Genomic DNA, 20,079 nt, shown 5'->3' with positions numbered 1-20,079 from the left:
GGGGCCCGCTTCCCGCGAGATCAAGAAGGGACTGCCCGGCCGGTATGGGCTGCCGTGGCCGTCTGCAATCGTCGCGCTAGTATGAGGAGACGAAAATGCCCAAGCTCAAGACCAAGAGCGGTGTGAAGAAGCGCTTCAAGCTCACCGCGACCGGCAAGATCAAGCACGGCGTGGCCGGCAAGCGCCACCGCCTCATCAGCCACAATGCGAAATATATCCGCCAGAATCGCGGCACCGCGGTGCTGTCGAAGGCCGATACCGCGACCGTCAAGGCCTGGGCGCCTTACGGGCTCAACTGAGGGAGGCTGGTTAGATGGCACGCGTAAAACGGGGTGTAACCACCCGCGCCAAGCACAAGAACATCCTGGAACAGGCGAAGGGCTATTACGGCCGTCGCAAGAACACCATCCGCGTCGCGCGGCAGGCGGTCGAGAAGGCCGGCCAGTACGCCTATCGCGACCGCAAGGTGAAGAAGCGCAGCTTCCGCGCGCTGTGGATCCAGCGCATCAACGCGGCGACCCGCGCCGAAGGGCTGACCTACGGCCAGTTCATGCACGGGCTGAAGCTCGCCGGCATCGAACTCGACCGCAAGGTGCTCGCCGACATCGCGATGCACGAGGGCGAAGCGTTTAGCGCCATCGTCGCACAGGCGAAGGCGGCGTTGCCCCAGGCCGCCTGAAGCGACCTGTAGCGACTGCACGAATAGGGGCGTCGGTGGTTTGCCACCGGCGCCCTTTTCGTTATCGGGACCGCGGCCAGGAAAGGGTTGATGTGACGGATTTGGAAAAGATGCAGGGCGACCTGCTGGGGCGGATCGCGGCGGCGGATGATCTCGACACGGTCGAGGCGATCCGGGTCGAGGCTTTGGGCAAATCGGGCAGCGTGACCGCGCTGCTCAAATCGCTCGGCAAGATGACGCCCGAGGAGCGGCAGGCGGAAGGGCCGCGCATCCATGGGCTGCGCGAGGCGGTGACCGAGGCGATCGCGCGCCGCAAGGCGACGCTGGAGCGAGCGGCGCTCGATGCGAAGCTCGCGGCCGAGACGATCGACATGACCTTGCCGGCTGATACGCCGCTGTCTGGGACGGTCCACCCCGTCAGCCAGGTGATGGACGAACTCGCCGAGATATTCGCCGACCTGGGATTCGCGGTGGCGACGGGGCCGGAAATCGAGGACGATTGGCACAATTTCACCGCGCTCAACATTCCCGAGAGCCATCCGGCGCGGGCGATGCACGATACGTTTTATTTTCCGGAAGCCGAGGACGGGGAGCGGAAAATGCTGCTCCGGACGCACACATCACCGGTGCAGATTCGCACGATGATGCAGCACAAGCCGCCGATCCGCATCATCGCGCCGGGGCGCACCTATCGCTCGGATTCGGACGCGACGCACACGCCGATGTTCCATCAGGTCGAGGGGCTGGTGATCGACAAGGGGATCACGCTCGGCCACCTCAAATGGACGCTCGAGACGTTCCTCAAGGCGTTCTTCGAGCGCGACGACATCGTTCTGCGGCTGCGGCCGAGCTATTTTCCGTTCACCGAGCCCTCGGCCGAGGTCGATGTCGGCTTCACGGTCGAGAAGGGCAAGCGCGTGATCGGCGGTTCGGATGGCTGGATGGAGGTGCTCGGCTCGGGCATGGTCCACCCCAAGGTGATCGCGGCGTGCGGGCTCGATCCCGACGAGTGGCAGGGCTTCGCGTTCGGCTGTGGGATCGATCGGCTGGCGATGCTCAAATACGGGATGGATGACTTGCGTGCGTTCTTCGACGGCGATCTGCGCTGGCTGAAGCATTACGGCTTCTCGGCGCTCGACGTGCCCACGCTGAGCGGAGGAGTGGGGGCATGAAGTTCACGCTCGGCTGGCTCAAGGAGCATCTGCAGACCGACGCCTCGCTCGACGAGATCGTCGAGGCGCTGACGCGCGTCGGCCTCGAAGTGGAAGGTGTCGATAACCCGGGCGAGAAGCTCGCCGCCTTCACCGTCGCCAAGGTGCTGACCGCCGAACCACATCCCAATGCCGACAAGCTGCAGGTGCTGTCGGTCGATGCCGGCAAGGGGCCACTTCAAGTCGTGTGCGGCGCGCCCAATGCCCACGCAGGGCTGGTTGGCGTGTTCGGCCCGCCGGGCGCGTTCGTGCCGGGGAGCGGGTTCGAGCTGAAGGTCGCGGCGATCCGCGGCGTCGAATCGAACGGCATGATGTGTTCCGCACGCGAGCTCGAGATCGGCGAGGGGCATGACGGCATCATCGAGCTGCCCCAGGATGCGCCGGTCGGCACGGCGTACCCGGATTATGCCGGGCTCAACGACCCGGTGATCGACGTCTCGATCACCCCCAACCGGCAGGATTGCATGGGCGTGCGCGGCATTGCGCGCGACCTCGCAGCAGCGGGGCTGGGCACGCTGAAGCCGCTGGCGGAGGTGTATCGCACCGACGCGATCGAGCCGATCGCCGGTGACGGACCGGGGCCGGACGTGCGCACCGACGATCCCGCTGGCTGCCCGGCGTTCTACGCGCAGGCGGTGTCGGGCGTGACCAACGGCGAGGCGCCCGAATGGATGCGCCGCTTCCTCACCGCGATCGGGCAGAAGCCGATCTCGACCTTGGTCGACATCACCAATTTCGTGATGATCGATCTCGGCCGGCCGCTGCACGTCTATGATCGCGCCAAGCTGTCGGGCGGCCTCGTCGCGCGGCGGGCGAAGGCGGGCGAGAGCGTGCTGGCGTTGAACGGCAAGACCTACACGCTCGACGACACCATGACGGTGATCGCCGACGATGCCCATGTCCACGACATCGGCGGCATCATGGGCGGCGAGGAGTCGGGCGTGACCGCGGGCACCACCGACGTGCTGATCGAATGCGCCTATTTCGATCCCGACCATATCGCGCGGACCGGGCAGAAGCTGGCGCTGACCAGCGATGCGCGCCAGCGGTTCGAGCGCGGCGTCGATCCGGCGTTCCTCGACGACGGACTCGCCATCGCGTGCCGGCTGGTGCTCGATCATTGTGGCGGCACGGCCAGCGGGGTGACGCGCGCCGGCCAGCCGCCGGTCGAGGCGCGGACGGTCAAATATGATCCCTATCGCGTCGAGACGCTGGGCGGCCTTACCGTCGCGCCCGATCGGCAGAAGGCGATTCTCGAAAGCCTCGGCTTTGAGGTCAGCGATGATTGGCAGGTGACCGTGCCGACCTGGCGGCGCGATGTCGATGGCGTTGCCGATCTGGTCGAGGAAGTCGTCCGCATCGAAGGCATCGACAAGGTGCTGCCGGTGCCGCTCGATCGGGCGCCCGGTGTCGCCACGCCGACCGCGACCGCGGAGCAGAAGATCGAGCGCCGCGTGCGCCGCGCGGCGGCGGCGCGCGGACTCGACGAGGCGGTGACGTGGAGCTTCGTCTCCGAAGCCGAGGCCGCGCCGTTCGGGGGCGGCGCCTGGACGCTCGCCAATCCGATCAGCGAGGATCTGAAGGTGATGCGTCCCTCGCTGCTGCCGGGGCTGCTGTCAGCGGCGGCGCGCAACGTAAAGCGCGGCGCGGACAGCGTGCGGCTGTTCGAGATCGGCCGGCGCTATCTCGATACCGGCGAACGCCCGACGCTCGGCGTGGTGCTGGCGGGCGATCGCCGGCCGCGCCACTGGTCGACGGGGAAGGCGCAAGGCTTCGACGCGTTCGACGCCAAGGCGGAGGCGCTGGCGCTGCTCGCTGCTGCCGGCGCGCCGGTCGACAATCTGCAGGTGTTCGGCGAGGCGGGCGATGCCTGGCATCCCGGTCAGTCGGGCACCTTGCGGCTCGGCCCGAAGACGGTGCTCGCCACATTCGGCGTGGTGCATCCGCTGGTGTTGAAGGCGTTCGACCTCGATGGTCCGCTGGCGGCGATCGAGCTCTATCTCGATGCGATCCCAGCCAAGCGGGCGAGCGGCTTCATGCGGCCGGCCTATACGCCGCCGGCGCTGCAGGCGGTTCGCCGCGACTTCGCCTTCACCGTGCCGGCCGACCTCGCCGCCGATGCCCTGGTCCGCGCGATGAAGGGCGCCGACAAGCAAGCGATCGTCGCCGCGCGGGTGTTCGACGTGTTCGAACGCGACGGCGTGCGCTCGATGGCGGTCGAAATTGTGCTGCAACCCGGCGACAAGAGCTTCACCGAAGCCGAGTTGAAGGCGGTTGCCGACAAGATCGTCGCCGCGGCAGCGAAACTGGGGGCCGTGTTGCGGGGTTGAGGCGATGATGTCGCCCGGCCTCGTGCCGGCTCCACTATCTGACGAAAGGACCAATCATGCGCACAGCCCTTATCACCGGCGCGACGGCCGGCATTGGCGAGGCCGCGGCGCGGGCATTCGTTGCGGCGGGTTGGCGGGTGATCGGCACCGGGCGGCGTGCCGAGCGACTGAGGGCGCTTGGCGGTGAGTTGGGCGACGCCTTCCACGGCGCCGCGTTCGACGTGCGTGACGAGGCCGCCCGCGACGCTGCGCTCGACGCGCTGCCGGAAGATTTCCGCGACATCGACCTGTTGATCAACAACGCCGGGCTCGCGCTCGGCACCTCGCCGGCGCAGGCGAGCGATCTCGATCAGTGGAAGACGATGATCGATACCAACGTCACCGCGCTGGTGTCGCTGACCCACAAGCTGTTGCCGCAATTGATCGAGCGCAAGGGCGCGATCATCAACCTGTCGTCGGTCGCGGCGACCTATCCGTACACCGGCGGCAACGTCTATGGCGGCACCAAGGCATTCGTCCGCCAGTTCAGCCTCAACCTGCGTGCCGATCTGCACGGCACCGGCGTGCGCGTCACGTCGATCGAGCCGGGCATGGTCGAAACCGAGTTCACCGTCGTACGCACCGGCGGCAACCAGGCCGCGTCCGACACGCTTTACGCCGGTGCCGATCCGATGACCGGCGCGGATATTGCCGACACGCTTCTATGGGTGGCCGAGCTGCCGCCGCATCTCAACATCAACACGCTGGAGCTGATGCCGGTGACGCAATCGTTCGCCGGCTTCCAGGTCGCGCGCGCGCAATGAGCGAGCTGGTCGAGATTGGCTCGGGCGCGCTCAGCGCGGCGATCAACCCGTTCGGCGCCGAGCTCACCCGCCTGCGCGATGCCGCCAGCCGCGAGTTGATGACCGACGCCGATCCGGCGTTCTGGACCGGGCATGCGCCGATCCTTTTTCCGATCGTCGGCGCGCTCGAGGGCGATCACTATCGGCTGGACGGCAGCGTCTATTCGATGCCTCGGCACGGCTTCGCGCGGCGATCCTTGTTCGATTGCGTCGAGCGGACCGCCAGTTATGCGCAATTCCGGCTGACAGATAGCGCGGCGACCCGCGCGGTTTACCCGCCGGTGTTCGCTCTCGACATCGCGTTCGCGGTCGACGGCAGCACGCTCGAGATCACGGCGTCGCTGACTAATCCCGGCGACCGCGATCTGCCGGCCAGCTTCGGTTTTCACCCGGCGTTCGCGTGGCCGCTGCCGTACGGCCGGGCCCGCGGCGACCATCGTATCGTTTTTGGCTCCGAGGAGCCCGGCGCGTTGCGCGAGCTTACCGCGGACGGGCTGGTCATGCCCTCGCTCCGGCCGTCGCCGCTCGCCGGGCGGACGCTCGCGCTTGCCGACGATCTGTTCACCGATGATGCGCTGATCTGGGATCCGGTCGAATCCGATCATGTCCGCTACGGTGCGGGCGAGGGGCCGCATCTCGTTGTACGCTTTCCCGATACCCCGCGGCTCGGCATCTGGACCAAGCCCGGCGCGCGGTTCGTGTGCATCGAGCCGTGGCACGGGATTGCAGACCCGGCCGGCTATTACGGGGATTTCCGTGACAAGCCGGGCATCTTCGCAGTGCCGCCGGGTGACACGAAGACGATCGCGATGAGCGTGACGCTGGAAGCCTGAACGCCCAGCGCTCGGGCGCCGTCAGGCGTGATCGATCAGCTCGACGACATCGGAAATGATCGCGCGCATCGCCGTCTGCGCGGTATCCGGCGTGCGATCCTCGATCGCCTTGAGCACGGCGCCGTGTTGCGCCAGATCGGCGGTGCGTCCCTTGATCCGGTTGGTGAAGCGGATCGAGGTGCGCAGCGCGGTGGTCACGACGTCGCGGAACTGGGCAAAGAACGGGTTGGCCGAGGCGTGCAGGATGGCGACGTGGAAGGCGATATCGGCGTCGAGTGGATCATCCTCGCCGCGCTCGGCAGCCTCCATGCGGGCGAAGCCGGCGCGGATCGCGGCGAGTCCGTCGGCATTGGCGGCGCGCGCGGCCAGCGCGGCAGCGGCCGGCTCGATCGCGATGCGCAACTCGCTGAACTGGCGCAGCAGATCGACCGAGAATTTACGGTCGAGCAGCCAGCGCAGCACGTCGGCATCGAACAGGTTCCAGCTGCTCACCGGCTGCACGATCGTGCCCTGACGCGGCCGCGCCGACAGCAGACCCTTGGCAGTGAGCATCTTGACCGCCTCGCGCGTCACCGAGCGGCTGACCGCGTGCTGCTTGGAAAGCTCGGCCTCGGTGGGGAAGGGCGTGTCCTCATAGGCGCCGGTGACGATCGCCTTTCCGATCGCGTCGAGCATGCCATAAGTGAGATTGCGGCCGAGCGCGGTGCGAACGTCTTGGGGGTCGGCGGCCATGAAATCCCTTTCGAGCGTTAGTGTAATCGGACCAATGATATAAAAAGACGACCGCCGAGACAATGCAGGCGCCGTTAGCGGCGAGAGCTGGCGCCTTGCCGCGACGACGGCGCGGCTTCGCCCGATGTCTGGCAGGCGCGGCGAGCCTTCCTATATCTTCGACATACCCTCGAACGGGAGACTGCAATGATGCCCGACCGCCGCCAGTTTCTGTCCGCTGCAAGTGTCGGCGTAATCGGTCTCGCGATGCTCGGCGCCTGTGGCGGCAGCGACGAGGCGCGCGCCGCCGGTCGTTACCCGGTGCGGATGAGCGAGGAACAATGGCGGCGCAAGCTGGGACCGCAGGCGTTCGCCGTGCTGCGCAAGGCAGCGACCGAGCGGCCTTATTCAAGCCCGCTCAACGACGAGCATCGCGCCGGCATCTTCGCCTGCAAGGGATGCGACAACCATCTCTATTCGTCGAACACCAAGTTCGACAGCCATACCGGCTGGCCGAGCTTCTGGGCACCGCTGCCGCATGCGATCCTGACGAAAACCGATCGCTCGCTGCTGCTGGCGCGAACCGAGGTGCATTGCGCGCGTTGCGGCGGGCATCTCGGCCATGTGTTCGACGATGGGCCGCCGCCGACCGGCAAGCGCTACTGTATGAACGGCGTGGCGATGGTGTTTCACCCCGGCAAGGCTTGACGGCCGCCGGGCGGCGGCAATCAGAACTTGCGGATCGCGGCGAGTGCGATGACGTTGGCGAGGCCTGTCTTCTGGTCAGCGGTCATCACCGCCTGCTGCGTCGCGGCTTTCGCGTCGCTGCCGTCGGCGGCAGGATAGATGAAGCCCTTGATCTGATAGACCGTGGTCCCGAGGCCGCCGACCGGCGCATACCACACCTTCACTTGGCTCCAGTCGTTATCGGGCGAGACGTCGACCGCGCGGACATCGGTTTCGACCTTGCCGGGGTGCGACCAATTGGCGTGGGTGAGCAGCACCTCGCGGTCGCTGACCACCTTCGACACCATCGCGACATGGCCCATCGGCATGCGGCCGGTCGCGGCGAAGGCGAGCACCGCGCCTTCCTTCGGCGTGTCGCCGCGCCGATACTTGCCGGCGGCCTGCGCCCACCAGGTGTTGGCGTTGCCGTGAATGTCGATGCCGGAAACCGAGCGGGCGAAGGTGACGCACTGCCAGAAATGGGCCGAGACGGGTGCTGCCGTCATCAGGCCGCACGCGGCCACCAGCGCGAAACGCGCTGCAAATGCTCGGATATTCATGCGACCCCCCAAAGGTCAAACTTATGCCGTGACGGTGTTGAAGCAGGTCGCCCGCCGGGTGAAAACCCCTATAGCCTGATCGACGGAACCTTTTCCGACGAACTGTGTTGCGGCGGGGACGAGTGGCGGAACGTCGTGCGGACGCACGAGCGGAACATCGTCCGGACGTTACCGAAACCTTAAATTTGCGCGGTTTTCAGGCCCTATGGCCCGACGAATCGATCCCGATCAGTTCGTCGCGGCCGTCGGCGTCCCCGTCCAGCCGACGATCTTGTCGACGCCGGCCTGCGTCACCGGATGATAGGTCGGGCGCGCTTCGGCATAGATCTGCTTGGCGAGCGCCGGTCCCCAGTCCGCCTGCTGCATCAGCAGCGTATAGAGCGGCTCGACGAACTTGAGCCGGCCCTGACTGGTCAGGAACTGCTCCGCCGACTTGCTCGCCGGCGGATATTTGTTGGCCAGCGCGAGATCGAGCCAGGCGAAGCGAATCTCGCTGTTGCCGGTCTGGTTCCAGTGGAACTGGTTGTCGAGCGCGGCGAGCTTGTCGGTGCCGATGTTGCGCGGCAGATCGTTGAGGAAACGGATCGTCTCCTGCGTCACCATGTCGGTGGGCACCGCGGTAACATCACCCTTTTTGGCGAACGCCTTTGCCGCGGCGTCGATTTCCTCGAACGCTTCCGACTTCACGTGGATGGCATTGGCCGGCACGCCGGGCTGATAGATCCATTGTTCGAGCCCGATCCGCTTCGCCATGCGCGGATCGTCCTTGAACAGGGTGGCGCGCATGTCCTCGATCAGCCCGGCGCTGGTCTGCGGGCTGAAGGCGTGGCGATCGAAATAGCCCTTCAGCCAGGCGTCGAACTTGTCGCGGCCGACCGCTTTTTCGATCGTCATCAGGAATTCGGCGCCCTTGTCATAAGCGATCTGGGTCATGCCGTCGTCGGGGTTCTGCGACGCCGGAATATCGACGTGCAGCTTGGTCATCGGCGACTTCGGCCCGCCCAATTGCTTGATCGTGTCCTGCAGGTCGGACCACATCAGGTCCTGCTCCATCGCCTCGCGATCGGCGCCGTAGACCTGCTCCATGATGCGGCCCTCGGCATAAGTGGTGAAGCCCTCGTTGAGCCAGAAATCGTTCCACGTCGCGTTGGTGACGAGATTGCCCGACCAGCTGTGCGCGAGCTCGTGCGCGGCGAGGGAGACGAGGCTGCGGTCGCCGGCGATCGCGGTCGGCGTGACGAAGGTCAGCATCGGATTTTCCATGCCGCCATAAGGGAAGCTGGGCGGTAGGATCAGCAGATCGTAGCGGCCCCAGCGATACGGCCCGTAGAGGTTCTCGGCGGCATCGAGGAAGCGCGGCAGGTCGGCAAACTCGTCGGCCGCCTTGTCGACCATCGCCGGCTCCGCCCAGACGCCGGTATTGTCGCTGATCGCCTTGTAGCGCAGATCGCCGATCGCCAGCGCGATCAGATATGGGGGCACCGGCTTGTCCATCTTGAAGCTGAAGGTGCGCCGATCACCGGCGGCAAGCGCCCCCAGCGCAGAATCGCGCGCCGCGCTCATCACCACGTTCATGCCTTCGGGCACGGTGATCTTGGCATCCCAGGTCTGGCGGATGCCGGGGCTGTCCTGGGTGGGAATCCAGCTGCGATTGAGGATCGGCTCGCCCTGGCTGAACAGGAAGGGATATTTCTTGCCCAGCGTCTGTTCGGGCGCGAGCCATTGCAGCGCCTTGGCATCGGGCGCGGTCTGATAATCGATGGCGATGGTGCGCGCCTGGCCGAGCTGGACGGTGAGCGGCGCGCCATGGATCGGGTCGCTCTGGCCAAGCTGATAGTGAAGCGCATGGCCGGCGCCATCGGTCACCTTGCTGATCGTCAGGTGATCGGTATCGAGCACGATCTTTTGGGCATTGGGCTCGGCCGCGACGTCGAGCGTCGCGGTGCCGGCGAGCACATGATCGACGAAATTGGCCTGCAGATCGAGCGAGACATGCGTCACGCGCGCCTCGCGCGGGTTGGCATAGCTATGCACGTCCTGCGCTTCGGGAGTGAGCAGGATCGGTGGAATCGGCTGCGTGTCGGCTACGGGAGTCGCGGCATTTCCCGGGGCTTTTTCGGCGGGCTTGCAGCCGGTGAGCGTCATGGCGGCGGCAAAAGCGAAAGCGGCGAGGAAACGGAAACGCATGGGGTGGCGGCAACCTGTCGTCAAAAGAGCATCGGGGCGCGACCGTTCCTAGCCCGGCACGGATCAAAAGTCATGGCCGAGTTGGGACGAATTTCACGGCGAATGTGGCGTCCCCTCGTCCTCCGCAGCGGCGGCCATCCGCGCCAGCCGCGCCTCGTGCTCGGCCCGACCGAACGGGAAGCGCGAAAAGGCCAATGCCGCGAACAGGCCGAGGGTGAGATAGATGACGATGTAGATCAGCGTCAGCCGGTCGATCGTCGGCACCGGCACCCCGCCCGGGCTCGCCTTGGCCGGGAAATGCGCGAGGCTCAGGATCGCGCCGGCGATGAAGATGCCGATGCCCGACGTGCATTTCTGGACGAAGAACGATCCGGCGAAGAACACGCCTTCGGAACGGCGCCCGGTCTCGACCTCGGATTGCTCGACGACATCGGCCATCATCGAGGCGCCGATGATGAAGCCCGACACGGTGAGCGAGTTGGCCACCGCGATCAGCGTGAAATAGAGCGGCAGGAACACCGGCGCGCCCGGCTCCGGAAACAGGCCGAGCAGCCGCAGGATATAGGGCGTCATCTGAAGCAGCGAGCCGACCAGCGTCACCGTGACGGCGGCACGCGGCTTGCTGGTGCGACGGCCGATGATCGGTGCCGCGGCGAAGGCGAGCAGCACACCCGCCATCAGCACGAACGGGATCACCGTCAGCGATGGCCCGAGCTGCCAGACATAGGAATACATGTAATTGGCCATCGCATAGCCGATGCCCTGATTGGTGTAGGCGGCGAGGCCGGCCAACATCAGTACGACGAAGGCACGGTTCTTCATCGTTTCGGCAAGCTCGCGGAAATGGCCGCGCACGGTTTGCGGCGCGACGACGGGGCGCGGCAGCCGCTTGATCTCGCGATGCGTGCCGAGCGCCGAGACGAGGATCGCGACGACCATCAGCACCGCCGCGCAGATCGCCATCTCGCCATAGCCGGCGCCGCGCAACAGGCCGTTGGGATAGCCGGCGCGTGGCGACAGGAAGACGCGATAGGCAAGCAGCATCATGACCAGCCCGCCGGCCCAGCCGAGCAGGTAGCGCCAGGCGGTGATCCGCGTGCGCTCGTCATAATCGGCGGTGAGCTCCGGGGTCAGCGCCTGCGACGGCACTTCGTAGCAGGAGACCGCGCTCCTCACGAGAACGGCGGTGACGAACAGCCACAGGCCGGTAAGCGCGGGCGACATCTGCGGCGGGTGCCACAGCAGCAGCCAGCCGACCGCGATCGGCACGGCGGAGGCGTACATCCAGGGATGTCGCCGCCCCCATCGGCCGCGCGTGCGATCGGAAAGCGCGCCGACCGCCGGATCGATGAACGCATCGAGCACCAGCGCGGCCATGATGATGAGGCCCACGGTGCCCGGCGCGACCCCGACGACCTGATTATAGAACAGCAGCAGAAAGGTGCCGAAGCCCGAATCCTTGATGCCATAGGCGACCGCGCCGGTGGCATAAGCGATCGTCGTCGGCGTCGAGACGCGGCGCGCCGGCGGCGCCAGCGGGCGGCGGGAACTCACGCGGCGAATTGGTCGAGCGCGGCGAACATCGACGGCTGGCTCGGATCCCAGCTCTGGCGAGTGCCGATGGTCAGCCCGCCGTCGACCAGGATGTGCGTGCCGGTGATGAACGAGGCGTCGTCGCTGGCCAGGAAGGCGACCGCTGCGGCAATGTCCTCCGATCGGCCGGTGCGCTGGATCGGCTGGGCGTGCGCGGCCATGCCGGCGATCGCCTGGTTGGCCTGATCGCGCGCCGCGCCTTGCAGGCCCAGCGTCGCGGTGAAGATGTTGGTGGCGATAAAGCCGGGCACCACCGCGTTGACGCGGATCTTGTGCTGCGCGAGGTCGGCGGCGGCAATCCTGGTCAGATGCAGCACGCCGGCCTTGGCGGTCGAATACGCGGTCGGCGCATAGCCCGAGCCGAGCGCCGAGACGCTCGAGGTGTTGACGATGGCGCCCCCGCCGCGCTTGGCCATCAATGGGGCGGCATAGCGGATGCCGAGCGCGACCGAGCGCAGCAGCAGCGCCTGGGTGCGATCCCAATCTTCTGGTGAAATCTGGTCGATCGGCTCGCGCGCGCCACCGGCGCCGGCATTGTTGAACATGATGTCGAGGCCGCCGGCCTGATCGGCGGCGGTCACCAGTGCCTCGATCTGATCGGCTTGGGTGACGTCGGTGCGCCGGAAAGTGATGCGGCCGTTCGAGGTCTCGGCGAGCGCGCCGCCTTCGGCCTCGTCGATGTCGCCGACGATCACCTCGGCGCCTTCCTCGGCGAACCTCAGCGCCGCCGCGCGCCCGATTCCCGAAGCGCCGCCGGTGACGATCGCCCGCTTGCCCGAAAAGCGCATCCGACTCTCCTATGCCGTCTTTTTTTGACAGCATAGTATGGGGATGGAGCTCGTCAATCGGTGTGTTTGGAATATAGGGTATTTCAGTCATGCCGGACTTGTTCCGGCATCCAAGGTGCCGCAAGTGCTAGCGCAGGTGGAGGGTTGCACCCCGGAACAAGTCCGGGGTGACGAAAGAGGGTTATGCCCGCTCCGCCACGCGGCGCTCGATCGCATCCCAGATCATGCCGGCGGTATCGGTGCCGTTGAATTTGTCGATGGCGACGATCCCCGTGGGAGACGTGACGTTGATTTCGGTCAGCCACTTGCCGCCGATCACGTCGATGCCGACGAAGATCAGCCCGCGCTTCCTCAGTTCGGGGCCGAGGACGTCGCAGATTTCCTGTTCGCGCGGGGTGAGCTCGGTTTTCGCCGCCGAGCCGCCGACCGCGAGATTGGAGCGGATTTCGCCCTCGCCGGGGAAGCGGTTGATCGCGCCCGCCACTGCGCCGTCGACGAGCACGATGCGCTTGTCGCCCTGCGTGATCTCGGGGAGGAAGGCCTGCACCATGTGCGGCTCGCGATAGGCGGTGTTGAACACCTCGATCAGCGAGGAGAGGTTGGCGCCGTCGCGACCGATCTTGAAGATCGCCTTGCCGCCGTTGCCGTGGAGCGGCTTGACGACGATCTCGTGGTGCTCGGCGAGAAACGCCTTGGCTTCGTCGAGACTGCGCGTGACCAGCGTTGGCGGCATGAACTGCGGATAATCGAGCACGAACACCTTTTCGGGCGCATTGCGCACGCTGGCGGGATCATTGACGATCAGCGTCTTGTCGCTGATCCGCTCGAGCAGGTGGGTAGCGGTGATATAGCCGAGATCGAACGGCGGGTCCTGCCGCATCAGCACGACGTCGGCATCCTCGCCGAGATCGAGGCGGACGGGATCGGCGAAGGTAAAATGATCGCCCGCGACGCGCTGCACCGTTACCGGATGCGCCCGCGCCCAGACATGGCCGCTGGCGTAATTGAGGTCCTCGGCCGCATAGTGGAACAGGGCGTGTCCGCGCGCCTGCGCGGCGAGCATCAGCGCGAAACTCGAATCGCCGGCGACGTTGATCTGATCGAGCGGGTCCATCTGGACGGCGACGCGAAGCGGCATGCGGGTCTCCTGTATTGTTGCCGCCATGTAGGAGCGCGGGCGAGCGCCGTCACCCTATCCAGGCATTCTCGATATGGCGTGGCGCCGTGCCGGGGGCGAGCAGGATCACGTCGACGCGGATGTCGTCGCCGGGTTTGGCATAGCGTGGCATCAGGACTTCCGCCGCCGCGGCGACGCGCGACAGGCGGCGCTCGTCGATCGCGAAATCGAGTTCGGCGGCGGATTTGCGCGTCTTCACCTCGACGAAAGCGACGAGGCTGCCGCGTCGTGCCACGAGATCGACTTCGCCCGCCGGCGTGCGCACGCGGGTATCGAGCACGCGCCAGCCCTTGAGCCGCAACCACCACGCCGCGATTCGCTCGCCGCGCCGGCCCGAGGCTTCGGCAGCGCGGCGATTTCTCACGCCTTCATCTCCAGCGCCCGCGCGTAGAGCGCCTTGCGGTCGAGGCCGAAGCGCTTTGCCACTTCTCCGGCGGCCTTGGACGCGGGCAGACGCGTGAGCGCCTCGGCCAGCGCGGCATCGGCGTCGGCCGCGCTGGCCGGCGGCGCCTCGCCCGGTGGCGCGACGACGACGACGATCTCGCCCTTCGGCGGCGCATCGGTGTAGCGGGCGGCGAGGCTCGCGAGCGTGCCGGTGACGGCCTCCTCGAACTTCTTGGTGAGCTCGCGCGTCACCGCCGCCTCGCGGTCACCCAGAACCGCGGCGAGAGTCGTCAGCGTCGCAGCCAGGCGGGGGCCGGATTCGTAGAGCACCAAGGTCGCGCGCACGCCCGCCACCTCGGCGATCGCATCGGCTCTGGCTTTCTCCTTGGGCGGCAGGAAGCCCAGGAACAGGAAGCGATCGGTCGGCAAACCGGCGAGGGTCAAGGCAGCGATCGCCGCGCAGGGGCCGGGGATCGTCACCACCGCGTGGCCCGCGGCGCGAGCATCGCGCACCAGCTTGTAGCCGGGATCGGAAATCAGCGGGGTGCCGGCGTCGGACACCAGCGCGATCGCCTCGCTCGCCATCCGCGCGACGAGGCCGGGGCGAACGCTTTCGGCATTATGATCATGATAGGGTGTCATCGGACGGCGGACGCCGATATGGTGGAGCAGCTTGGCGGTCACCCGGCTGTCCTCGACGGCGATCGCGTCGGCGCGGGCAAGGACATCGGCGGCACGCGGCGAGAGGTCGCCGAGATTGCCGATCGGGGTGGCGACGATATAGAGGCCGGGCGCGAGTGGTGCGTTCATGAGGGGATCAGTCATGGCAGAGGCGATGGGGACACGGCAACGGATGGTTTCGTGGCAAAGGCTGGCCACGATCGCCGCGACATTGTTCGTCGCGGCCTGCTCGACGATCGTGCCCAAGGGGCCGCCGCCGCCGGTCACCGGCCCGGCGCAGACCCGGCCGTCGGAAACCGGCCCGATTCAGGGCGGGATCCCGACCGATAACGACCGCGATCGCGTCGCGCTGCTGGTGCCGCTGACGGGGCAGAATGCCGGCGTCGGCAAGTCGCTCGCCAATGCGACGCAGATGGCGCTGCTCGATACCGGCAGCGCCAAGGTGCGGATCACCACCTATGATACCAATGGCGGCGCGGCGGCGGCGGCCAATCGCGCGCTGGCCGACGGCAACAAGCTGATCCTCGGCCCGCTGCTCGCCGAAGACGTGCGCGCGATCGAGCCGATCGCGAGCCGCGCGCACGTGCCGATCATCACCTTCTCGAACGACGCCAGCGTGGCCGGCGACGGGGTTTATCTGCTCGGCTATGTGCCGTCGCAGGCGATCGACCGCGTGGTGAGCTATGCCCAGAGCCGCGGGGTGACGACCTTTGCCGGGCTGATGCCCAACGGGCTCTACGGCCAGCGCGCGTCGACCGCGTTCCTGCGCTCGGTGGAGGATGCCGGCGGGCAGGTCGTCTCGCTGCAGACCTATGATCGCAGCTCGGCTTCGGTATCGACCGCGGTCAAGCGGATGGCGGCCAAGGCGCCTTATGGCGCGGTGCTGATCGCCGACAGCGGCGCCACCGCAGCAATGGTCGCGCCGACGCTCAAGAAGGCGGTGGGCATGGATACGCGGCTGCTCGGCACCGAATTGTGGAATACCGAAAGCTCGATCGCGTCCAAGACGTCGCTGAACGGCGCGTGGTTCGCCAGCGTGCCCGATGAGCTTTATCGCCAATATGCCGTGAAATATCGCAGCCGGTTCGGCGCCGCGCCCTATCGCCTGTCGAGCCTCGGCTATGACGCGGTGCTGCTGACCGTCAGGGTGGCGCGCGACTGGCGACCGGGAAGCGATTTCCCGCAATCCGACCTGCGCGATCCGGGCGGCTTCTCCGGCATCGACGGCGCTTTCCGCTTCGGGCGCGACGGCATCGCGCAGCGCGCGCTCGAGGTGCAGGAAATCCGCGACGGCCGCACCGTCGTCATCTCGCCGGCGCCGACCTCGTTCGGCAAATAGGCGCGATCAGGCGGCGGTCGTCACCTCGCGCAGGATCGCGTCGAGCAGTGGCATTCCCGTGTCGGTGAGCGCGAGCCGTGCCGGCGATCGCGTGACCAGCCCGGCGCGTTCGAGCCGCGCCACCGCCGCGTCGTCGAGCAGCGGCGCGATCGCGATCCCCCGTTCGGCGTGGCGGCCGAAATCGATTCCCTCGGCAAGGCGCAAGCCCATCACCAGCGCCTCGGTGGCGCGGGCGCGAGGGTCGAGCGGCTCCTCGCTCTGCGTGCCATGGCCGTTGCGCGCCACCGCCGACAGCCAGTTCTCCGGCTTGCGATGCCGGGTGGTCGCCAGCGCGTTGCGGCGGCCGTGAGCGCCGGGGCCGATCCCGGCATAGCCGGTGTAGCGCCAATAGCTGAGATTGTGGCGGCTCTCCGCGCCCTGGCGGGCGTGGTTGGAGATTTCATAGGCGGGCAGGCCGGCGGCGGCGGTGAGGCTGCGGGTCGCCTCGAACAGGTCGGCGGCGGCATCGGCATCGGGGATGACCAGGCGCCCGGCGGCGGCCTCGGTAGCGAAGCGCGTGCCGGGCTCGATCGTCAGTTGATAGAGCGAGAGATGCTCGGTGCCGAAGCCGATCGCGCGGGCGAGCTCGGCTTCCCATTGGGCGAGAGATTGGCCGGGGCGGGCGTAGATCAGATCGAAGCTGACGCGATCGAACACGGCCTGCGCGGTATCGAGCGCGGCGAGGCCCTCGGCAACGTCGTGGGCGCGGCCGAGGAAACGCAGCGCCTCATCGTCGAGCGCCTGCAGGCCCAGCGACACGCGGTTGACGCCAGCGGCGGCGAGATCGGCGAAACGCGCGGCCTCGACCGAGGAGGGATTGGCCTCCAGCGTGATTTCGATCCCCGGCTCGAACCCCCAGGCGGCGGCCGCCGCCGCGATGATCGCCGCGACCGTTTCGGGCGGCATCAGCGACGGCGTGCCGCCGCCGAAGAAGATCGATCCGAGCTTGCGGCCGGGCGTCTCGCGCGCTTCATGGGCAAGATCGGCGAGCAGCGCATCGCGCCACGCCTGCTGGTCGATTTCGGCGCGGACATGGCTATTGAAGTCGCAATAGGGGCATTTCGAGACGCAGAACGGCCAATGGACATAAAGCGCGAGCGGCGGCGTTTGGGCGGCATTCATCACGCCGGCGATATGGCGCGGGCGACGATCGAGGGAAAGGCATGAGGATCATTCTGGCATCGCTGATGATGCTCGCGGCGTGCGCGCCGTCGCCCTCGCAGCAGGCGGCGCCGACTCGTGTGGTCGAGCCCCGCACCTTCGCCGGCCCGGCGCCGCGCGATCCGGCCGCGCTGCAACGCGTGATGCTGGAGCGTCACAACGCGGCGCGGCGCGCGGTGGGGGTGGCGCCGCTGGTGTGGAACGACGCGCTCGCCCGCGATGCGCAGGCCTATGCCGAGCAGATGGCGCGGACCGGGCGATTCGCGCACGCCGTGCAACCGCAGGGGCTGGGCCGCGAGGGCGAGAATCTGTGGACCGGGACACGCGACGCCTATCGCTACCGCGAGATGGTCGATGCCTGGATCGCGGAGAAGAAGTGGTTCAGGAACGGTGTGACGCCCGATTTCAGCACCACCGGCAATTACGAGGATGTCGCGCATTACACGCAGATCATCTGGCGCGGCAGCAAGGCGGTGGGCTGCGCCCTGGCGAGCAACCGCAGCGACGATTACCTCGTCTGCCGCTACAGCCCGCCGGGCAATGTGGTGGGGCAGAAAGCGCTTTAGCCATGTGCGTCATTGCGAGCGCAGCGAAGCAATCCAGAGCCAGGCGCGCGCGCGCTGGATTGCCGCGGGCCTGCGGCCCTCGCAATGACGATGGCGGATTTCAGCGCGGCGCCATGCGGATCGCGCCATCGAGGCGGACGTCCTCGCCGTTGAAATAGCTGTTCTCGATCATCGCCAGCGCGAGCCGGGCATATTCCTCCGGATGGCCGAGCCGCTTGGGAAACGGTACCGAGGCGGCGAGCGCGTCCTTCACCTGTTGCGGTGCGCCCTGCATCAGCGGCGTATCGAAAATGCCCGGCAGGATGGTGTTGACGCGGATGCCCTCGCTCATCAGGTCGCGCGCGATCGGCAAGGTCATGCCCACGACGCCGCCCTTGGACGCCGAATAAGCGGCCTGCCCGATCTGCCCGTCCTCGGCGGCGACGCTGGCGGTCATCACGATCGCGCCGCGCTCGCCATCCACGCCGGGCTCGAGCGTCAGCATGCCGGCGGCCGACTTGGCGACGCAGCGGAAGGTGCCGATCAGGTTGATCTGGATGAGCCAGTTGAACGCATCGAGGCTGAAATGCTTGATCGAGCCATCTTCCTTCGAGCGGCTCGCCGTTTTCATCGCATTGCCGGTGCCCGCGCAGCAGACCAGCACCGCTTCCTGGCCATGCGCGGCGCGCGCCTTGGCAAAGCCGGCATCGACCGAGTCGTCCGAGGTGACGTTCACTTCGCAGAAGACGCCGCCGATCTCGTCGGCAAGCGCCTGGCCTTTCTCGACTTGCAGGTCGAAGATCGCGACCTTGGCGCCCTTCGCCGCAAGCGCCCGCGCGGTCGCCGCACCAAGGCCCGAGGCGCCGCCGGTGACGACGGCCGCGATATTGGTGCCGAGTTCCATGTCATTCTCCCTCGTATATTAGGTCGCCATGCTGAGGTTGTTTCAGCATCCATGGTGCAACGCTGCTCGCTTCCTCGCGGCGACTGTCGGCCCATGGACCCTGAAACGAGTTCAGGGGGACGGTTTGCATTTGGCTACAGCTTACAGCCGCTCGATGATCGTCACGTTGGCGATGCCGCCGCCTTCGCACATGGTTTGCAAGCCATAACGGCCACCGCGTTTCCCGAGCGCGTGGACCAGCGTCGCCATCAGCTTGCTGCCCGAGGCGCCGAGCGGATGGCCAAGCGCGATCGCGCCGCCGTTGACATTGATCTTCGCCGGATCGCCGCCGGTGTGCTTGAGCCAGGCGAGCGGCACCGGGGCGAACGCCTCGTTAACCTCGTACAGGTCGATCTCGTCGATCGTCATGCCGGCGCGCTTCAGGGCGCGATCGGTGGCGAACAGCGGCTCCTCGAGCATCACCACGGGGTCGCCGCCGGTCACGGTGAGGTGGTGGATGCGCGCCCGCGGGGTCAGCCCATGCGCCTTCAACGCCGCTTCGGAGACGACCATCACCGCGCTCGACCCGTCGCAAATCTGGCTGGCGTTGGCTGCCGAGATCACCCCGCCCTCCTTCAACAGCTTGACCGACTGGATGCCCTCGAAGGTCGCATCGAAGCGGATGCCCTCGTCAATGCCGTGCTGCTGCTCGCCTTCGGGCGTCTCGATCGTCAACGCCACGATCTCGTCGGCGAAATCGCCGCGCTCGGTCGCGGCGGCAGCGCGGCGATGGCTTTCGAGCGCATATTCATCGAGTTGATCGCGCGAGAAGCCATATTTGTGCGCGATCATCTCGGCGCCCATGAATTGGCTGAACTGGATGCCCGGATAACGTTCCTCCTGGCGCGGCGACTTGGCCTTGCCGAGCCCGGCCTGCGCGAACAGCATGCCGGTCGAGCCCATCGGCACCCGCGTCATGCTCTCGACCCCGGCGGCGATCACCACGTCCTGCGTGCCTGACATCACCGCTTGCGCCGCGAACTGGATCGCCTGTTGCGAGGAGCCGCACTGGCGGTCGATCGTCACCGCAGGCACGCTCTCGGGGAGTTTCGACGCGAGGACGGCGCCGCGGCCGACCTGGAAGCTCTGCTCGCCGCCCTGGCTGACGCAGCCCATGATGACGTCGTCGATCGCGCCCGGATCGATGCCGGTACGCTCGACGATTCGGTTGAGTACTTCGCCCGCCATGTCGGCGGGGTGCCATCCGGCGAGCTTGCCGCCGCGCTTGCCGCCGGCGGTCCGCACCGCATCGACGATATAGGCTTCTGCCATGCCGTCCTCTCCATTAGTCCTGATTTGCAACCGAGTGTCGCGCGAATTGACGTTCACGGCAAGAGGGTGCGCATACCG

The 20,079-nt window shown here is 67.1% G+C and carries 20 protein-coding genes; 9 read left to right on the top strand and 11 right to left on the bottom strand.

Annotated features, from left to right (window positions below; translation table 11 throughout):
* Nucleotides 1-95 precede the first annotated feature (95 nt).
* The 6 genes from rpmI (at nucleotide 96) to K7G81_RS09875 (ending at nucleotide 5,895) form a co-directional block, all read left to right on the top strand.
* Entirely contained in the window at nucleotides 96-299 is a 204-nt protein-coding gene (gene rpmI, locus K7G81_RS09900; protein ID WP_223030577.1) for a 50S ribosomal protein L35, read from the top strand.
* Nucleotides 300-313: 14 nt separating this feature from the next.
* Nucleotides 314-679, top strand: coding sequence for a 50S ribosomal protein L20 (gene rplT / locus K7G81_RS09895; RefSeq protein ID WP_223030576.1), 366 nt, complete (start codon nucleotides 314-316; stop codon nucleotides 677-679).
* A 110-nt stretch (nucleotides 680-789) separates the two neighbouring features.
* On the top strand, nucleotides 790-1,851 hold the full coding sequence (gene pheS / locus K7G81_RS09890) for a phenylalanine--tRNA ligase subunit alpha (protein ID WP_223030723.1): 1,062 nt from the start codon (nucleotides 790-792) through the stop codon (nucleotides 1,849-1,851).
* Nucleotides 1,848-4,220, top strand: coding sequence for a phenylalanine--tRNA ligase subunit beta (gene pheT / locus K7G81_RS09885; RefSeq protein ID WP_223030575.1), 2,373 nt, complete (start codon nucleotides 1,848-1,850; stop codon nucleotides 4,218-4,220). Before pheS ends, pheT begins: the two co-directional genes overlap by 4 nt.
* A 56-nt stretch (nucleotides 4,221-4,276) precedes the next feature.
* Complete coding sequence (locus K7G81_RS09880) at nucleotides 4,277-5,023, top strand: SDR family NAD(P)-dependent oxidoreductase (RefSeq protein ID WP_223030574.1); 747 nt, start codon at nucleotides 4,277-4,279, stop codon at nucleotides 5,021-5,023.
* Nucleotides 5,020-5,895 (top strand): aldose 1-epimerase family protein, encoded by an 876-nt coding sequence (locus K7G81_RS09875; protein WP_223030573.1) that lies wholly within the window; start codon nucleotides 5,020-5,022, stop codon nucleotides 5,893-5,895. The genes K7G81_RS09880 and K7G81_RS09875 overlap by 4 nt, the downstream gene beginning before the upstream one ends.
* 21 nt (nucleotides 5,896-5,916) lie before the next feature.
* On the opposite strand, the gene K7G81_RS09870 is transcribed toward K7G81_RS09875, so the two are convergent.
* Nucleotides 5,917-6,627: a FadR/GntR family transcriptional regulator gene (locus K7G81_RS09870; RefSeq protein WP_223030572.1), complete on the bottom strand. Its 711-nt coding sequence runs from the start codon at nucleotides 6,625-6,627 to the stop codon at nucleotides 5,917-5,919.
* Between the two features lie 189 nt (nucleotides 6,628-6,816).
* Between K7G81_RS09870 and msrB the strand changes: the two genes are divergently transcribed.
* Nucleotides 6,817-7,314: a peptide-methionine (R)-S-oxide reductase MsrB gene (gene msrB, locus K7G81_RS09865; protein WP_223030722.1), complete on the top strand. Its 498-nt coding sequence runs from the start codon at nucleotides 6,817-6,819 to the stop codon at nucleotides 7,312-7,314.
* A gap of 20 nt (nucleotides 7,315-7,334) precedes the next feature.
* Here msrB and K7G81_RS09860 read toward each other — a convergent pair whose 3' ends face one another.
* The 7 genes from K7G81_RS09860 to rsmI all read right to left on the bottom strand — a co-directional run bounded on the left by K7G81_RS09860 (nucleotide 7,335) and on the right by rsmI (nucleotide 14,831).
* On the bottom strand, nucleotides 7,335-7,892 hold the full coding sequence (locus K7G81_RS09860; RefSeq protein ID WP_223030571.1) for a CHAP domain-containing protein: 558 nt from the start codon (nucleotides 7,890-7,892) through the stop codon (nucleotides 7,335-7,337).
* 228 nt (nucleotides 7,893-8,120) lie between these two features.
* Nucleotides 8,121-10,079 carry a M1 family metallopeptidase gene (locus tag K7G81_RS09855; RefSeq protein ID WP_223030570.1) on the bottom strand — a complete coding sequence of 653 codons (1,959 nt, stop codon included), beginning with the start codon at nucleotides 10,077-10,079 and terminating at the stop codon, nucleotides 8,121-8,123.
* 93 nt (nucleotides 10,080-10,172) lie between these two features.
* Nucleotides 10,173-11,633 carry an MFS transporter gene (locus K7G81_RS09850; RefSeq protein ID WP_223030569.1) on the bottom strand — a complete coding sequence of 487 codons (1,461 nt, stop codon included), beginning with the start codon at nucleotides 11,631-11,633 and terminating at the stop codon, nucleotides 10,173-10,175.
* On the bottom strand, nucleotides 11,630-12,460 hold the full coding sequence (locus tag K7G81_RS09845) for an SDR family NAD(P)-dependent oxidoreductase (RefSeq protein WP_223030568.1): 831 nt from the start codon (nucleotides 12,458-12,460) through the stop codon (nucleotides 11,630-11,632). The genes K7G81_RS09850 and K7G81_RS09845 overlap by 4 nt, the downstream gene beginning before the upstream one ends.
* A gap of 181 nt (nucleotides 12,461-12,641) precedes the next feature.
* Nucleotides 12,642-13,598, bottom strand: a complete 957-nt coding sequence (gshB, locus tag K7G81_RS09840; protein WP_223030567.1) for a glutathione synthase — start codon at nucleotides 13,596-13,598, stop codon at nucleotides 12,642-12,644.
* A gap of 49 nt (nucleotides 13,599-13,647) precedes the next feature.
* On the bottom strand, nucleotides 13,648-14,001 hold the full coding sequence (locus tag K7G81_RS09835; RefSeq protein ID WP_223030566.1) for a YraN family protein: 354 nt from the start codon (nucleotides 13,999-14,001) through the stop codon (nucleotides 13,648-13,650).
* Nucleotides 13,998-14,831, bottom strand: a complete 834-nt coding sequence (rsmI, locus tag K7G81_RS09830) for a 16S rRNA (cytidine(1402)-2'-O)-methyltransferase (RefSeq protein WP_223030721.1) — start codon at nucleotides 14,829-14,831, stop codon at nucleotides 13,998-14,000. Before rsmI ends, K7G81_RS09835 begins: the two co-directional genes overlap by 4 nt.
* Nucleotides 14,832-14,844: 13 nt before the next feature.
* Here rsmI and K7G81_RS09825 point away from each other — a divergent pair, with 13 nt between their 5' ends.
* Complete coding sequence (locus tag K7G81_RS09825) at nucleotides 14,845-16,041, top strand: penicillin-binding protein activator (protein WP_223030565.1); 1,197 nt, start codon at nucleotides 14,845-14,847, stop codon at nucleotides 16,039-16,041.
* A gap of 6 nt (nucleotides 16,042-16,047) precedes the next feature.
* On the opposite strand, the gene hemW is transcribed toward K7G81_RS09825, so the two are convergent.
* Complete coding sequence (gene hemW, locus K7G81_RS09820; RefSeq protein WP_223030564.1) at nucleotides 16,048-17,202, bottom strand: radical SAM family heme chaperone HemW; 1,155 nt, start codon at nucleotides 17,200-17,202, stop codon at nucleotides 16,048-16,050.
* A 41-nt stretch (nucleotides 17,203-17,243) separates the two neighbouring features.
* On the opposite strand from hemW, the gene K7G81_RS09815 reads away from it, so the two are divergent.
* The gene (locus K7G81_RS09815) at nucleotides 17,244-17,807 is read left to right on the top strand and encodes a CAP domain-containing protein (protein WP_223030563.1); all 564 of its coding nucleotides are present in this window, start codon (nucleotides 17,244-17,246) and stop codon (nucleotides 17,805-17,807) included.
* Between the two features lie 100 nt (nucleotides 17,808-17,907).
* Here K7G81_RS09815 and K7G81_RS09810 read toward each other — a convergent pair whose 3' ends face one another.
* Nucleotides 17,908-18,690, bottom strand: a complete 783-nt coding sequence (locus tag K7G81_RS09810; RefSeq protein ID WP_223030562.1) for an SDR family NAD(P)-dependent oxidoreductase — start codon at nucleotides 18,688-18,690, stop codon at nucleotides 17,908-17,910.
* Between the two features lie 141 nt (nucleotides 18,691-18,831).
* Nucleotides 18,832-20,001 (bottom strand): acetyl-CoA C-acetyltransferase, encoded by a 1,170-nt coding sequence (locus tag K7G81_RS09805; protein WP_223030561.1) that lies wholly within the window; start codon nucleotides 19,999-20,001, stop codon nucleotides 18,832-18,834.
* Nucleotides 20,002-20,079 lie beyond the last annotated feature (78 nt).

Source organism: Hephaestia mangrovi (assembly GCF_019880555.1).
GTDB classification, from domain to species: domain Bacteria; phylum Pseudomonadota; class Alphaproteobacteria; order Sphingomonadales; family Sphingomonadaceae; genus Sphingomonas; species Sphingomonas mangrovi.
The sequence above is the reverse complement of the archived record's forward strand: the minus strand, read 5'-3'. Positions and strand labels throughout refer to the sequence as shown.

Coding starts and splice junctions, on each gene's coding strand:
- K7G81_RS09845 (WP_223030568.1), bottom strand. CDS start 12,460: ATGCGCTTTTCGGGCAAGCGGGCGATCGTCACCGGCGGCGCTTCGGGA.
- hemW (WP_223030564.1), bottom strand. CDS start 17,202: ATGAATGCCGCCCAAACGCCGCCGCTCGCGCTTTATGTCCATTGGCCG.
- K7G81_RS09805 (WP_223030561.1), bottom strand. CDS start 20,001: ATGGCAGAAGCCTATATCGTCGATGCGGTGCGGACCGCCGGCGGCAAG.
- gshB (WP_223030567.1), bottom strand. CDS start 13,598: ATGCCGCTTCGCGTCGCCGTCCAGATGGACCCGCTCGATCAGATCAAC.
- K7G81_RS09880 (WP_223030574.1), top strand. CDS start 4,277: ATGCGCACAGCCCTTATCACCGGCGCGACGGCCGGCATTGGCGAGGCC.
- K7G81_RS09815 (WP_223030563.1), top strand. CDS start 17,244: ATGAGGATCATTCTGGCATCGCTGATGATGCTCGCGGCGTGCGCGCCG.
- K7G81_RS09855 (WP_223030570.1), bottom strand. CDS start 10,079: ATGCGTTTCCGTTTCCTCGCCGCTTTCGCTTTTGCCGCCGCCATGACG.
- rsmI (WP_223030721.1), bottom strand. CDS start 14,831: ATGAACGCACCACTCGCGCCCGGCCTCTATATCGTCGCCACCCCGATC.
- K7G81_RS09870 (WP_223030572.1), bottom strand. CDS start 6,627: ATGGCCGCCGACCCCCAAGACGTTCGCACCGCGCTCGGCCGCAATCTC.
- K7G81_RS09825 (WP_223030565.1), top strand. CDS start 14,845: ATGGCAGAGGCGATGGGGACACGGCAACGGATGGTTTCGTGGCAAAGG.
- K7G81_RS09875 (WP_223030573.1), top strand. CDS start 5,020: ATGAGCGAGCTGGTCGAGATTGGCTCGGGCGCGCTCAGCGCGGCGATC.
- rpmI (WP_223030577.1), top strand. CDS start 96: ATGCCCAAGCTCAAGACCAAGAGCGGTGTGAAGAAGCGCTTCAAGCTC.
- msrB (WP_223030722.1), top strand. CDS start 6,817: ATGCCCGACCGCCGCCAGTTTCTGTCCGCTGCAAGTGTCGGCGTAATC.
- rplT (WP_223030576.1), top strand. CDS start 314: ATGGCACGCGTAAAACGGGGTGTAACCACCCGCGCCAAGCACAAGAAC.
- K7G81_RS09810 (WP_223030562.1), bottom strand. CDS start 18,690: ATGGAACTCGGCACCAATATCGCGGCCGTCGTCACCGGCGGCGCCTCG.
- pheS (WP_223030723.1), top strand. CDS start 790: ATGCAGGGCGACCTGCTGGGGCGGATCGCGGCGGCGGATGATCTCGAC.
- pheT (WP_223030575.1), top strand. CDS start 1,848: ATGAAGTTCACGCTCGGCTGGCTCAAGGAGCATCTGCAGACCGACGCC.
- K7G81_RS09860 (WP_223030571.1), bottom strand. CDS start 7,892: ATGAATATCCGAGCATTTGCAGCGCGTTTCGCGCTGGTGGCCGCGTGC.